This is a genomic window from uncultured Psychroserpens sp., from assembly GCF_947492715.1.
Lineage (GTDB): Bacteria > Bacteroidota > Bacteroidia > Flavobacteriales > Flavobacteriaceae > Psychroserpens.
Genome location: NZ_CANLNS010000005.1, coordinates 140,392 through 156,104, shown reverse-complemented (window position 1 = coordinate 156,104; position 15,713 = coordinate 140,392). Strand labels below are relative to the sequence as shown.

At 34.3% G+C, this 15,713-nt stretch carries 13 protein-coding genes; 9 read left to right on the top strand and 4 right to left on the bottom strand.

Features of this window, described 5'->3' with window-relative positions; translation table 11 throughout:
* The first annotated feature begins 68 nt into the window (after positions 1-68).
* Complete coding sequence (locus tag Q0787_RS13245) at positions 69-3,272, top strand: hypothetical protein (protein ID WP_298903291.1); 3,204 nt, start codon at positions 69-71, stop codon at positions 3,270-3,272.
* Between the two features lie 15 nt (positions 3,273-3,287).
* Positions 3,288-5,240, top strand: a complete 1,953-nt coding sequence (locus tag Q0787_RS13240; protein WP_298903289.1) for an alpha/beta fold hydrolase — start codon at positions 3,288-3,290, stop codon at positions 5,238-5,240.
* 95 nt (positions 5,241-5,335) lie between these two features.
* Here the strand turns inward: Q0787_RS13240 and Q0787_RS13235 are convergent, their stop codons facing one another.
* Positions 5,336-6,157 (bottom strand): universal stress protein, encoded by an 822-nt coding sequence (locus tag Q0787_RS13235; protein WP_298903288.1) that lies wholly within the window; start codon positions 6,155-6,157, stop codon positions 5,336-5,338.
* 72 nt (positions 6,158-6,229) lie between these two features.
* Positions 6,230-7,594 (bottom strand): oxygen-independent coproporphyrinogen III oxidase, encoded by a 1,365-nt coding sequence (hemN, locus tag Q0787_RS13230; RefSeq protein WP_298903287.1) that lies wholly within the window; start codon positions 7,592-7,594, stop codon positions 6,230-6,232.
* 147 nt (positions 7,595-7,741) lie between these two features.
* Here hemN and Q0787_RS13225 point away from each other — a divergent pair, with 147 nt between their 5' ends.
* The 5 genes from Q0787_RS13225 (at position 7,742) to Q0787_RS13205 (ending at position 11,731) form a co-directional block, all read left to right on the top strand.
* A complete protein-coding gene (locus Q0787_RS13225; protein ID WP_298903286.1) occupies positions 7,742-8,365 on the top strand; it encodes a superoxide dismutase family protein in 624 nt (207 codons plus the stop codon).
* Between the two features lie 197 nt (positions 8,366-8,562).
* A complete protein-coding gene (locus Q0787_RS13220; RefSeq protein ID WP_298903284.1) occupies positions 8,563-9,414 on the top strand; it encodes a hypothetical protein in 852 nt (283 codons plus the stop codon).
* A 10-nt stretch (positions 9,415-9,424) separates the two neighbouring features.
* Positions 9,425-9,772, top strand: a complete 348-nt coding sequence (locus tag Q0787_RS13215; RefSeq protein WP_298903282.1) for a hypothetical protein — start codon at positions 9,425-9,427, stop codon at positions 9,770-9,772.
* Positions 9,773-10,045: 273 nt separating this feature from the next.
* A complete protein-coding gene (locus Q0787_RS13210; RefSeq protein ID WP_298903280.1) occupies positions 10,046-10,486 on the top strand; it encodes a nucleoside deaminase in 441 nt (146 codons plus the stop codon).
* 57 nt (positions 10,487-10,543) lie between these two features.
* On the top strand, positions 10,544-11,731 hold the full coding sequence (locus tag Q0787_RS13205) for an LETM1-related biofilm-associated protein (RefSeq protein ID WP_298903279.1): 1,188 nt from the start codon (positions 10,544-10,546) through the stop codon (positions 11,729-11,731).
* Here Q0787_RS13205 and Q0787_RS13200 read toward each other — a convergent pair whose 3' ends face one another.
* Complete coding sequence (locus tag Q0787_RS13200; protein WP_298903277.1) at positions 11,732-13,336, bottom strand: lipocalin-like domain-containing protein; 1,605 nt, start codon at positions 13,334-13,336, stop codon at positions 11,732-11,734.
* 150 nt (positions 13,337-13,486) lie between these two features.
* On the opposite strand from Q0787_RS13200, the gene Q0787_RS13195 reads away from it, so the two are divergent.
* Both Q0787_RS13195 and Q0787_RS13190 read left to right on the top strand, forming a co-directional pair.
* Positions 13,487-14,506, top strand: a complete 1,020-nt coding sequence (locus tag Q0787_RS13195) for a hypothetical protein (protein WP_298903276.1) — start codon at positions 13,487-13,489, stop codon at positions 14,504-14,506.
* 7 nt (positions 14,507-14,513) lie between these two features.
* Positions 14,514-14,954 carry a J domain-containing protein gene (locus tag Q0787_RS13190; RefSeq protein WP_298903275.1) on the top strand — a complete coding sequence of 147 codons (441 nt, stop codon included), beginning with the start codon at positions 14,514-14,516 and terminating at the stop codon, positions 14,952-14,954.
* On the opposite strand, the gene Q0787_RS13185 is transcribed toward Q0787_RS13190, so the two are convergent.
* Complete coding sequence (locus Q0787_RS13185) at positions 14,951-15,709, bottom strand: LytTR family DNA-binding domain-containing protein (protein WP_298903272.1); 759 nt, start codon at positions 15,707-15,709, stop codon at positions 14,951-14,953. The two genes, Q0787_RS13190 and Q0787_RS13185, sit on opposite strands and share 4 nt — an antisense overlap.
* Positions 15,710-15,713 lie beyond the last annotated feature (4 nt).

The window sequence follows — 15,713 nt, the reverse complement described above, 5'->3', positions numbered from 1 at the left end:
TTTTAACTTTTTTAACTTATCATCAATAGTATGTTTTAGTATCTTTAAAGCAACTAATCAAGATAAAAATGAAAAAAACAACGTTCCTGATGCTTTTTATAGCATCACTTTCTCTCTTTGCTCAAGATGTTTCTCTCGATCTATTAAAAAACATGACACCACGAAATATTGGTCCTGGTGGAATGTCTGGACGCGTTACAGCTATTGACGCTGTGCATTCTAATCCAGACATCATGTATGTTGGTACTGCCTCTGGTGGTCTTTGGAAAAGTGAATCTGGAGGAATTACATGGACCCCAATATTCGACAAGCAAGTTACAGCATCTATTGGAGCTATAGCCATCCAACAATCAAACCCAAGTGTTATTTGGGCCGGAACTGGTGAAGGTAACCCAAGAAACAGTTTAAATGGAGGTTATGGCATTTTTAAGTCTTTAGATGGTGGTCAAAGTTGGAAACCCATGGGACTCGAAAAAACACGTCATATCCATCGTGTCATCATAGACCCTACAAATCCTGATATAGTTTACGTTGCGGCAATAGGCTCGCCTTGGGGAGAGCATCCTGAACGCGGCGTTTTTAAAACGACAGATGGTGGTAAAACTTGGACTAAAATCTTGTTTGCAAATAATAAAACAGGAGCAGCAGATTTAGTCATGGACCCAAAAAACCCTAACAAATTAATTGCAGCACTTTGGGAACACAAACGCGAGCCTTGGTTCTTCAATTCTGGCGGAGAAGGTTCTGGTTTACACATCACACATGATGGCGGTAAAACTTGGAAAAAAATTACTGACAAAGAAGGGTTTCCAAAAGGGAATTTAGGACGTATTGGTGTAGCCATTGCCCCGAACAAACCCAATGTGATTTATGCCTTAGTTGAAGCCAAGAAAAATGCACTATATAAAAGTGAAGATGGTGGATTTAACTGGAGAATGATTAATAATAAAAATGATATTGGTAACAGACCTTTTTATTATTCTGAAATCTATGTAGACCCTCAAAATGAAAATCGCGTCTATTCAATATATACCTATGTAAATGTATCTGAAGATGGCGGTAAAAGTTTTACACAACTTATGCCTGCCTATGGTGTTAGTAACGGTGTTCATCCAGATCATCACGCCTGGTGGATTCATCCCGAAAATGGCAATTTTATGATAGATGGTAACGATGGAGGAATGAATATCACCAAAGATGGTGGAAAATCATGGCGATTTATTGGAAACCTCCCTGTCGCACAATTTTACCACATCAACGTAGATAATGAAACGCCATATAACGTCTATGGAGGTATGCAAGACAATGGATCTTGGAGAGGTCCTGCATACGTATGGAGATCTCAAGGTATTCGTAATAGTTATTGGCAAGAAATTAGCTTTGGAGACGGTTTTGACGTTGTTCCAGATAAAGACGATTCTAGATATGGATGGTCTATGAGCCAACAAGGGTTTGTAAGTCGCTATGACTGGCAAACAGGAAACAACTATTCTGTGCGTCCAACACATCCAGATCCTGAAGTAAGACTACGTTTTAATTGGAACGCTGCAATTAGTATTGATCCTTTTAATAATAGTACACTTTACTTCGGAAGTCAGTTTGTCCATAAATCTACAGATAAGGGAGATACATGGACCGTCATTTCTCCAGATTTAACCACAAATGACCCTGAAAAACAAAAACAATCTGAAAGTGGAGGTCTTACTATGGATGCTACAGGAGCAGAAAATCATACCACCATTTTAGTTATTGAGCCATCACCTGTTGAACGTAACATGCTATGGGTAGGAACAGACGACGGAAAAGTTCATTACACCACCAATGGTGGTGATTCTTGGAATGACGTCTCTAAAAACATCAAAGGCTTACCTGCTGGAAGTTGGATTGCACAAATAAAAGCCTCTAATAAAAACAAAGGAGAAGCCTTACTCATTGCAAACGATTATAGACGCTTTAATTATACACCTTACGCTTACCGAACTAAAGACTACGGAAAAACTTGGCAACGTATTGTCGATGCTAATGATGTAGAAAGTTATGCACTATCTATTGTTGAAGATCCTATAGAAAAAAACTTAATGTTTTTAGGTACCGACGATGGACTATATATCTCTTTTAATGCTGGTGATACTTGGACTAAGTGGACTAATGGTTTTCCAACAGTTTCTGTAAAAGACTTAGTTATTCATCCTCGTGAGCATGATTTAATTATTGGAACTTTTGGGCGAGCGGCTTGGATTTTAGATGATATTCGCCCGTTGCGAACACTAGCAAAAAACAAGCAAGTCCTTAACCAAAAATTAGAACTTTTTACGCCTCCAACGGCTTATCAAGCCGCCTATCAGCAACCAACTGGTAGCCGTTTTGGTGGTGACGCATTATACAGTGGAGAAAATAGAGGTTATGGAGCCATACTATCTTATTTCATAAAAATCGACGACATGAAAAAAGAAGCTGGCAATAAAAAAGAAGAAACTAAGGACATGGCTTTGGAAGAAACCAAAACCAAAGTAAAATGGGATTCTATACATCTCAAAATTTATGATGGTGATCGTTTAATTAGATCATTAAAACGTAAAGCACCAGATTCAACAGGACTGTATAAATGGACATGGTTCATGAATGAAGCCGGAGTAGACTATCCATCAAAGCGCATTAGAAAACGAAATAATGAACCTGGAGGTGTCTCTGTAAAACCAGGCACTTATAAAGCAGTCATGCATTTTGGAGATCAATCATCAGAAGAAATGATTAATGTAAAGTTAGATCCTAGAATCAACGCATCAATATCCGATATTAATGAAGTTTATGACACCTATAAACGCTTAGAGCAAATGCAGCAAACCGCGGCAGATGCAGTAAAACAACTAGTTGAGAGTAAAAACATTGCAAAAGAGTATCAATCTGTGCTTAGTAAATTAGATAAAGACAAGTACAAAGAAGACATAAAAGCCTCTAAAAATGTGATGAAAAGTATCGATAGTATTGTTGATACATTTTTAGGTAAAGATGATAGCAAACAAGGCATTACAAGAAATCCAGAAGTAACTGTTATGCAGCGCTTAAATCTTGCCAGAAGCTACGTAGGTTCTAGACAAAATGGGATAACAACAACCGAGACCACATTAATCAAAAACGCAAAAGTTGCCTTAGAAAATGTCATAGAAGAGGTAAATACATTCTTTAATGACAAATGGGCGCCTTACCGCGAAAAGATGGAACAAGTAAAAACCAACCCTTTTAAAGACTTAAAAACATTTAAATTAGATTAACTAAAACCAATCACTATGCAAACAAAACTCTTAGGATTATGTCTAATAGTACTTCTCTTTTCATGTAAAGAGGATGCCAAAGACAAGACCATTGCCGAACGCGAAATTCCGCAATACACCATTGAGCAATTTATGGATAACGAAGCCGTTGGTGGCGGAAGTTTTTCTACAGACAATAGCAATTTACTTGTTTCGAGTAATCGCTCAGGAATTTACAACGTATATACAATTCCATCTAAAGGTGGAGAAATGACTCCAATCACACAATCGGATAGCACATCAATAGTAGCACAATCCTACTTTCCTGATGATAACAGAATGTTACTTCGTGCCGACGGAAATGGGGATGAAATAGACCACCTTTTTGTGAGAGAATTAGATGGTACCATAAAAGATATTACTCCCGAAAAAGGAGCCAAATCTAGCTTCTATGGTTGGTCTAAAGATGACAAACATCTCTATTTTGGTTCTAATAAAAGAGATCCGAGGTTCTTTGATGTATACAAAATGTCCATTGATGGTTATACTTCTGAAATGATCTATCAAAATAATGACGGTCTTAATTTTAGTGGTATGTCAGATGATGAAAATTATTTTGCCCTGTCGAAAACGGTAAACACGAATGATAGTGATTTATTTATTTACGATGCTACAACTAAAGAAATGACTAAAATTAATGATAATCTAAGTGGAAACTCAGCACAAGATTTCTCAAAAGACAATTCGGTGTTTTACTATACAACAGACGATGGTGCAGAATTCTCTTATTTAATGTCCTATGACTTAAACACAAAAGAAAAGAAAAAAGTCATTGAAAAATCTTGGGATATTATGGGAAGTGGTTTCACATCTGATGGATCGTATATGGTAGTTTATGTTAATGAAGATGGAAAAAATGCCATAGAAATTATTGATACAGAAACCTCCATGCCGATAGACTTGCCAGACTTTGGTGATAAAAGTATTACAAGCGTTAGTTTTAGTGATGATGAGCAATGGATGCGCATGTATGTTGGAGGGTCTAACGCACCATCCGATTTATACACCTACAACTTTAATACGAAAGAACAACACAAACTCACTAATGTATTAAATGATGAAATTAATGCCGAAGATCTAGTAACCGCTAAAGTGATTCGATTTAAGTCCTTTGATGGTACTGTTATTCCTGCAATTTACTATTTACCGCATCAGGCATCATCAGAGAACAAAGTACCAGCTATGGTATGGGTTCACGGTGGACCTGGAGGGCAAACACGTCAAGGTTTTAGTTCTTTAATTCAATATATGGTTAATCATGGCTATGCCGTGTTAGCTGTTAATAATCGTGGAAGCAGTGGTTATGGAAAAACATTCTTTCAAATGGATGATTTAAACCATGGTGAAAAAGATCTACAAGATTGTGTAGAAGGTAAAAATTGGCTAGCTAGACAATCTGAGATTGATGGCGATAAAATTGGTATCATTGGAGGTTCATATGGTGGTTATATGACTATGGCTGCTTTAACTTATACACCAGAAGAATTTGATGTTGGTGTGAACCTATTTGGCGTAACTAATTGGATACGTACATTAAAAAGTATTCCTCCATATTGGGAATCATTTAGAGAATCTTTATACAAAGAATTAGGAGACCCTTTCTCTGCAGATTCTGTTCGTTTAAAGCGTATTTCTCCATTGTTTCATACAGATAAAGTAACAAAACCTTTAATTGTACTGCAAGGTGCACAAGACCCAAGAGTATTACAGGTAGAATCTGATGAAATTGTGGCAGGTGTGAGAAAGAATAATGTACCTGTTGAGTATGTTTTATTTGAAGATGAAGGTCATGGTTTTGTAAAGAAAGAAAACCAGATAGAATCTTACAGTAGAATTTTAAAGTTTTTAGATAAACATCTTAAAAACGATAAAGCGCCAGTTGATGGTGATACTGAAAGTACCGAAATTGAAGTTGAAGACGCTAACTAATGTAGTTGAAGATAAAAAATCAAAAGCTTGAGCAAATTGCTCAAGCTTTTTTTGTTTTAGTAAATGCTCTAATAACTAACTAAAACGAACTAAAACTAAATTTTAAAAGTGATTACTGGAAGTGATGCATGATTGGCAACATCTTCAGAAACGCTGCCTGTAAAAAAATGAGCCAAACCTTTTCTTCCATGCGTTGGAACAGCTATTAAATCGGCTCCCAATAGATTTGAAGCATTTAAAATCCCTTTCTCTACTGTATAATCTGAAGTGTAATGCACATCATTTAATTTATCTAAATTTCCATCGGCCTTTTGAAGAAAATCGGCCACCTTAGACTCCATTTCCATTGAACTACTAAACCCTTCACCTGGCACATTAACATGTATCAATTTGAGATTGTTAAACAATTGACGTGCTTTCACATAAGGCTCTACCATTTCTGTAGAAAAATCACTGGCAAATGTGACAGTATCAAAGTTTAATTTTGACGGTTTTTGCTTAACGACCAATACTGGAATTTCAGAGTGACGTACTACTTTTTCAGTGTTTGAACCTACAAATATTTCAGACAAACCGCTGGCTCCATGAGATCCCATTACAATCATATCTGCACTGTGATCTTCAGCAACTTCAGCAACCTCACTAAATACTTTAAAGTGTTTTACAATAGGTGTGACATTTACACCATCAAGGAATTCCTTAGCTAAAAACTCGTCGAATTTTTGCTCGGCTAATTTCAAAAAGAACACCATTTTTTCATTGTGTTCATTATTAGAATCGGTTACACGACCACGTTCTATTTCAAGCATATGCAATGCTAAAATTTCAGCATTATTTCGCTTTGCAAGAATAGCTGCTGTTTCTAAAGCATACTCAGAATACTCAGAAAAATCTATGGGTACAATTATCTTATCCATTTGATACATTTTTTTGTTTATATCTATATTTTTTTTAACCTATTCAAACCGTTTGAATAAGTTTACCTTTATTTAAATAGTCATTGAGAACAACCTAGTTTCGGGTTGTTTTCTTTGGAGTAATACGTCAAACGCCATGCATATGTTTCTAACATAAGGTCTCCCTTTGGGTGTCACTTTAATGCTATTATTATGGAGTTCTACAAGTCCGTCAACCTCCATTTCCCGTAATTTGAATACACTGTGTTTTAGCATTTCTAAATGCCCTGTGTTTTCTGTCCAACTTGTTTCAAAATTACACATGAGATTGAGTATATGCTGTCGTACAACAAGGTCTTCATCATTTAAAATATGGCCTCTATATACCGGAATAATATTTTGGTCTACTAAATGACAGTACGCTTCAATGCCTTTTACGTTTTGAGAAAAACCATACCAACTATCACTTATAGAAGACACACCTAAACCTATCATGGCTTGTGTCTTAGAAGCCGTATATCCCATAAAATTCCGATGTAATTTCTGTTCTTGCATGGCTTTAAATAATGAATCGGTTTTTAACGCAAAATGGTCCATTCCAATTTCATGATAACCCGCTTCACTCAACAACCTTTTGCCTAATTCGTACTGTTTACGCTTAGAGGTTCCCGAAGGCAAGTCGTCTTCCTTAAAACCTCGTTGCCCATTTCCTTTAAGCCAAGGTACGTGAGCATAGCTATAAAACGCTATGCGATCTGGCATCAGTTCTTTTGTGAGTTCAATTGTTTTAGCAACATGCTCTTCATTCTGAAATGGGAGACCAAAAATAATATCATGACCAATAGATGTATAACCTATGGCTCTTGCTGAACGCGTTGCTTGTTTCACATTTTCGAAAGGTTGCACGCGATGAATAGCCTTTTGAACTGTCTTGTTATAATCCTGAACACCGAAACTCACACGGGAAAATCCTAAATCGAATAATGTTTGAAGGTGCTGATGCGTTGTATTATTGGGATGACCTTCGAAACTAAATTCAAAATGCTCGGCAAGCGCTGCCTTTCGTAGGATCCCTTTTATCAATACACTTAAATTTTCAGGAGAAAAAAATGTAGGTGTCCCACCTCCTAGGTGAAGTTCCTTAATCTTTGGGCGACCATTTAAAAGCTCGCAATATAGACTCCATTCTTTCAAAACCGTTTTTATGTAAGGTAACTCAACATCATGCTGCTTTGTAATGCGCTTATTACAGCCACAAAACGTACACATACTCTCACAATAAGGTAAATGAATATAAAGACTAATACCTTCTGAATTGTTACTCTCATCAAAAGATACAGATAAAGACGATTTCCATTGTTTTAATGAAAACGATTGATTGTCCCAATACGGAACTGTTGGATAACTCGTATAACGTGGACCTGCCACATTATACTTATTGACTAAAGAATTGCACATACCTAAACAATTATAAATCAAAATTACGTCCATTAGTTTGTAAAAAATATGACTTATATCATATCCTGAAAATAATTTGAAAAATTTCATATCATTTCAAATAATGACTATCTTTCAACTTCAATAACACTTAAAAACAAATTTTTAATGAAACGTTCTATTTTATACATATCAATTTTGGCTTTATGCTTAAACTTCTCTTGTAAAAAAGATAAAAAAGAAGACGTCTCTAATGAAACTACTGAAGTAGAGGCATCACCAGAGGAAGAAACAACAAAACGCCCAACAGCAAAGGACGAACCAGCTTATTATAAGGATAAGAAGAAGGTAACACTTTCGCTTGAAGCTAAAAGTAATAGTGATGTTACTGGAAATGTAGTATTTACTCAAGATCAAGGTGTAGTTACTATGATTGCTGTATTAGATGGATTGACCGAAGGTGAGCATGCTATTCATATTCATGAAAAAGCAGACTGTACATCCGATGATGGAAAATCGTCTGGAGGTCATTGGAATCCTACGGGACAGCCACATGGAAAATGGGGAAACGACTCAGGATATCATAAAGGAGACATTGGAAATTTCACGGCGAACGAAAAAGGTCATGCAACCATTACAAAGGTTACTGATGAGTGGTGCATTGGCTGTGGTGATGAAACCAAAGACATTATAGGAAAAGCCATTATTGTACATCAAGGTGTTGACGATTTCACATCGCAACCGTCGGGTGCAGCTGGAAGCCGCGTAAGTTGTGGTGGCATTATAGAATAAAATTACTTTGAAATCAAGTTGTAGTATCTTGCACCAACTCTAGTATTAGGTATATACTAAGTACGGTAACACAATCTTAATGAAAAAGAAATGACTTTTTAAAGAGCGTTAAACAAATGTTTAGCGCTTTTTTTATTAACTTGTACGTTGAATTTCCCTATAGTATTTTGTATAATTAATTATTAATTTTTTACAATTTGAACAGTAAAAAAGAGCTACTCAATAGAGTATTGAGATTATATCCATATAATAATGTTAAGTCTCATTTTGGTGAAAAGGCCAAAAATAGAGCTGAACTCATTGATGATATATTGTCTCAGACACCTGAGGAAGATATTTATGATTATTGTTATTCGAACTTTGGATTTACACGAAAACATGTTCATATTTTCGAAAAGATTTCTAGCAAGATTGATTTAAGCACATCATTTGATGTTCTTTACTCAAAAGTTGAATCGACTAGCCTTGGTACTGAAAATTTTTATATTATTAAATCGAATCATAATATTAAAGTTATTCAACCCTATCAAGAGTTAGATTTCAGTTTTCCTTGGCCTATAAAAATAACCCAACTGAAGGATGAAACTATTTTTGAGTTCACTATTTTAGAACGTAATGTTGCACCTTATTTACCTGAAGGATTAGAATTGCTTCAATCGCAAAGGACTTTAGACGAACTAGAATTTCTTGACATTTGCAAAACCAAAAATAAATTACATTTTTCTCCAGTAGATTTACATAAAGGTATAAAACATATGTGGGATAAGGATATTATTGATGCGCTTCAGGCAGATTGGAAGAAACCTAAGTCTTCTTCTAAGGTAACCATGGATGAATCATACACCTTAAAAAAAGCGTACCCCAAATTATATGAGCAAATTATGAAATCAGAGATTACTAAAACCAATTTTTGTTTTCTAAACGATGGTGATTTTTCTAAACGATTTAGAATAGAACCTAAAGACGGCACAATTGCATTTCCACTTTATCCTAAAACCAACGATAGCAATATAAATGTTATATTAGACATCTTAAAGTACAATAAGTAAACCGTATTATATGAGCTTTTTATCGGCAAAAAAACGAATTATTGAAGACACTGACCCAGACAGAGTTTATACTGAGAATATCAGGAGTTTTTTTAATGTTAATTCTAGAATCGCTCGCAAACTTTGTGACGCAGCTGTAAAGCGCGGTTTTTTTGATAAATACATTGAGTTGAGATGTCCAAATGATAATTCGACCATAGTTTCTGCAGAGCGTTTTGAAGACATTCCAGACACTATTGTTTGTCAAAATTGCCAGTTGAATGAAGCAGACAAATATGAGTTTAAAAAAGAAGACTTAAGTCCTAATACCTTTTATAAATTATCGAGTACATATAGAACCGAAAAAGCCTCAATTTAATTATGGATGACAAAATAAAAATATATCGATTTTTCTTTAACTTAATTGTCCAAGGATTGCTAGTGGCCTGCTCACAAGTTGCTTTTTTTTGGGTACTATATTATTTGTTGTATCATGAAACCTCAACAGAAAGAACTATTGTTCTAGGAATCTTAGATGCTATTCTTCAGGGTACAGTGTTTATAGTTTATAAATATTTTTTTAACACTACTAAATAAGTAAACTATTTGAGCCCAAGTAAAACATTAACCTTCATAATGAACCTATTTTGATATGAAAGATATATTTTTAGAAGAAGCTATTAAGGAAGCTAAATTAGGGCTACAGGAAGGTGGAATCCCAATAGGATCTGTAATTGTGCATAACAATAAAATTTTAGGTAAAGGACATAATAGACGGGTTCAAGAAGGCAGTGTAATTTTACATGGTGAGATGGATGCTTTAGAAAATGCAGGAAGGCAAAAAGCTGCTATTTATAGAGAAAGCACATTATATACGACATTATCACCTTGCCCAATGTGCACAGGAACAATTTTACTATATGGTATACCAAAAGTAGTCATTGGAGAACATCAAACATTTATGGGTGAAGAAGATTTATTAAGATCTAAAGGTGTTGAAGTTATTGTTATGAACGATAAAGATTGTATCGAAATGATGACAAAATTCATAAATAACAAACCAGAATTGTGGAATGAAGATATTGGTGTATAATTTTAAAATTGAGTTCAAATAAAAAACTAACTTTACGCTGTCTTTAAAATCAAAGAAATGAACCCATCTGCTAGTGGTTGGATTGAAAAATTTTGTTCTCAAATATCTAAAAAGGGAATCCCATTTGAGAATTATAAAAAACTCTATAGTAGTTTAAAAAACTATGGATTTATCTATGGGGTTAATGTTGATATTACAGATAAAATAGATCGAATTCACAACTACTCGGAAGACGAGCTAGCCAAAGTCAACCTCATCACAGGCCTTTATCATATTTATCATTTTCATAACGCTACATTTTCTACAAAAACCTTTATAAAAGATTTATTATCATTTTATAAATCTCTTGAAGTTTCAGATTTATCACTTTGGGACAAACTAGTTATTGGCAAAAGTCAAAGTTCTATGTTAGAACGTCTTATTCATGATCGCATTCAGATAGATGACAATATATTAATGAGAAACTTTAATAAGTCTATTACTAATTCCTTGTTATTTGTAGATGTGCTTTCATTTGACCAATATTTATCTCAGCAAGTTGATCCAAAAGCCTATGCGGCCAATTTAGAGAGTATTATCGTAGGAACGTTATATCAATCACTAAATTCTAAAAGTAAAATTACAGATTATGATAAGGAGATTATTGATATTTTCGAATCCTCTACCTCTTTTCTTGAAGACGACAGCACTGAAATTGAAGACCTCATCTATGATATCAACTACAACATTAATTTTAATGAAAAGAAATATCTCATTGATCTCATGTGTTTGTCTGTTTGGGACGATGAAATACTAGAAAAATCTGAATACCAATTTTTGAAGCAATTAGCCAAACTATTGTCAATAGAAATTTCAGAAGTACAAGATTCCATACTGTGTGTATCTAAATTTCATGACAAACATAAAAAGGAGGTGATGTTATTTTTGCAAACCAATCCTATGGGTAATTTCTACGAAAACTCTTCACAATTGGTAAATAAATTGATTAGACGAAATAGTAAACGCTTGGTAAAAGAGATGAAGCAAAGTAAAGAGTTGATGCTTCTCATTTCAAAATCAACCCATTCCGATTTAAGTAAAGAGGAACAAAAGCAAATGCAGACTCAGCTTTTAGATATTTTAAAAACTGTACCTAGTTTGGCTATTTTTTTACTTCCTGGAGGCGCTATTTTATTGCCACTTTTTGCGAAATTAATTCCAAATTTATTGCCATCAGCATTTGATGACAACCGTATTGAAGATTAATTATTGTTTCACAACTCTTAAGTTTGCTTGTCCTTCTTCTGTTTCCAAAATCATGAAATACACTCCCGATTTCAAAAGTTTTGTTGACACAACAATATGATTTGTGCTTATTATGTCAGAAGATAAAATTGTACGTCCGTTAACATCTACAATCGCATAATGACCTTGTTGAGGCGTATCAAATTCTACATTAAAAACATTCTTAGTAGGATTTGGATAGGCCTTAATTTTGTTTGAAAAAACTTGGTTTACAGAAAGTGTTGCCGAAGATGAAGATGAACTAACAACACTATTATTTAGCACACCATCAATAGAATATGCAGTAATCTTAAACCAAAGGTCATCACCATCGGAAATGGATGGACTCTCCCATAAATACATTGGACTTGTAAGTCCGGATGCTATTGGATTAAAATTATTTTGGTCATCGATACTATATTCCAAATCATAAAAAATTGGTCGGCCGTCATCAGGATTATTTAGACTCCAAGTAATCGGTAAAGCACTATCATAAATTCCTCCTACAGGTGCCGTAATTGTAACTTCTGGATCTTCATAACTATGCAACAACTCTGCAAAGCCAATACCAGTAACGGCGACACCATTTACTGTTCCAGACACAGAGGTTGCACCTTCAAAAAAACGAAACGGTAATTGTACTTCGGTATTATCGTGTAAGGTTGTAATAATCAAATCTAAATTATTCATAGATGACGTTAATCGCCATTGTTTAGAATAACAGCGCTCATCATCAGGCATACAGTTAAACGCTAAACGTTCAATTTGAAAATCGTCTGAAGTATACTGTGTATTCTCATCAACATAAGCCGATAAAATTTTGTACTTATCATTGTTTGGAATTAATCGATCTGGTGTAAAAATATTCCATAGATTTAAATCCATGCCATTAGAAAGTTGCATACTAAACCATTCATATTTCTCTCCAGTTAAAGGATTAAAATTTCCATATTGACGATCTATCCAACCTGTTCCAGTAACCATTTCTGTTAAACCATTAAACGTAATTGAGCCTGTTATAGCATTCATGGTTTGGGAGTAATAGTATGTATAATTGCTCTCTCCTTGATTTAAATAACCATCATCACCCAGAATTAATGGTCGCTTTAAAGTTTCAAATTCAATATCTAAACCAGCGTTTGAAGTCAATGCAAATAGCTCATATTCAAATGGAATTGGAAGGTTATTGATGTCTTTTTTATTTCGCCAAGATTCTGTACCTGCCAAAAACACCGAGGCCTCAATATCAAAATCAGTAGTAGACAGTGTGGTATAATTAAGAGGTTTAACATCCTGTAGGAAAGTCCCAGTTTGGTCGTCTGTAATGTTTAAAATTCTAAACCCATCAAATCCCGACTGCGGATAATGAAAAAAAGTATACATAAAACTGTAACTCTTTCCTGTTGTTTCCCCTACAACATGCCCTGCCGTATACCACCATTCTATAGGTTCGGTTGCATGACGTCCTTCATCTAATGGGAACGCTATTTGACCACTTGGCGAATAGGGATACACTTTCCAATCTTGAGCAAAGCCTGATAAACAGATGCTACATAAAATGAGTAATAGACTGAATTTAAGTTTCATAGCTAAATTTTTGTTGATGAAATCTATAACTTTAAGAATCTTAGGGCAAATATTTCAGTTGATTAGCCATTTTTAAAGTTTTAAGTGCAAAAAAACGTAACAATTTACGTTATACTGCGTCCTATAGATGATAATTAAAAGTGGATAGATATGACTAAAACTACACTCTTAAAGCCAAATGCTATAGCCTTTTTAATTCCTTTAATACTGCTACTTGGCTTAGTTATTCTTTTAAATTCTAGTGCATTTTTGGCTAATCAAAACCAGCTATCTGCCTTTATTACTATTGATTTTATCATCACAATTCCTGTGATATATTTCTTATTAATACGAAAACAAAACATTTCTAATTTCACTATTGCTCCATTTTTAATTGCATGTGTTATTATAGCCTCATATACTATTCCTCTAGAAAACCAAGATCTTTTGAATACTGTAAAAATTTGGTTGATTCCTATTATAGAAATAAGCGTATTAAGTGTTGTAATTTTTAAACTTAGAAAGGCCATTAAAATTTATAAAAACACTGTAAACCAAGAAGAAGATTTTTACAGTGCACTTTTAGATACTTGTAAAACTTTATTTCCTAGGACAGTTGCAAAACTTGTTGCTAACGAAATCGCTTTGTTGTACTATGGCTTTTTTAATTTCAAAAAAATCAAACTCGCTTCAAATGAGTTTTCAAATTATAAAGGATCGGGTATTTTGTCTACGTTAACTGCCATTATCTTTGTAGTAGGCATTGAAATGATAACTGTTCATTTGCTTATGACAACATGGAGCCCTACGGTTGCTTGGGTATTGACCATCTTAAGTTTTTATTCTGCGTTACAATTAATTGGCATTATTAGATCTGTGCCAAAACGACCAATTGTTGTTGGTAATGATCATTTGGTATTACGATTTGGAATGTTAAGTGAAACCATTATTCCTTTTAGTGCTATTGAGCGTATTGAATTTGCTGATGCCTCGAGTTTTGATAAAAATAAGGGCACAAAAACACTGTCGCTATTTGGTGAGCTAGAGCATAGTAATATGGTTATTTATACCAAAACACCTCATACCCTTCAATTTATCTACGGAAAACCAAAACCTTATACGAAGTTACTCTTGTTTGTGGATAATCGTCAACAGTTCAAATCACAGTTGGAGTGTCATCTTTCAAAATAATCAAATCATGGAATTACATAATTACTATCAACTCTTACATATTGACAAATTGGCCGATTTAGAAACGATTAAAAAAGCATTCCGACAAGAAATTGCTATGTATCATCCCGACAAAAATTCTGCTCCAGGTGCACGTGCACGTTTTGATCAGCTTGTTGAAGGTTTCGATATTTTATCTAATCCCAAAAAACGAGAAGCCTACGATAGATTATTGAATGCTTCAGAAACAAACAAACCAGTTATAATTGCTCCAAAAGAAGAGGAAAAACAATATAAAGATTGGAAGAAGGAATCTAAGAAAAAATCTGACGACTATTGGCGTACATCACTTACCGAACTATTACTTCTAGACATCTTTTTAGAAACAGGTGGTGGTTTGTTTTCTGGTGCTGGTGATATATTAGAAGATCTTGGTGATTCTTTGGGTGATATTTTCGATATCTTTTAAGAGAGCCATTCTTTAAAATCCTTAACACGCTCTCTTGCAACAATAACATCCTGCTCCTTAAATGTATTTAGTTTTATTTGAAGTCTAGAATTGGTATAACTTACCATATCAGCTATGGCATTAACATTGACATAAAATTTCCGACTAATTCTAAAAAATTTATGTGGTTCTAATTCATCCTCCAACTGTTCTAAAGTGGTATCTAAGAGGTAATTCCTGCCTTCCGATGTAAACGCATAAGTTCCTTTGTTTTCGCTATAAAAACATTCAATATCATCAATATTAATCAATTTTAGATGTTGACCAACCTTAACCGAAAAACGCTTCTTATATTCGCGCTCTATTGGATTAACTAATAGTTTTTTGATATCATTAAAATCTAGAGTAACTGCTTGCTGTTTTTTGGGCGCACGATCCTTAAATTTTGATACAGCTTTCTCCAAATCATCTTCATCAATAGGCTTTAACAGATAATCAATACTATTGAGTTTAAAAGCCTGCAAAGCGTATTCATCATAAGCTGTCGTGAATATTACAGCAGATTTAATTTCAACCGTTTCAAAGATTTCGAACGATAAGCCATCACTAAGTTGAATATCTAAAAATATCAAATCAGGATGCTCATTATTTTGAAACCAATCAATAGATTCCTCTACAGAATGTAACATAATATCGGTTTCAATTTGTACTTCTGCAAGCATACGTTTTAAACGTCTTGCTGATGGTTTTTCGTCTTCAATAATGATAACTCTCATACTT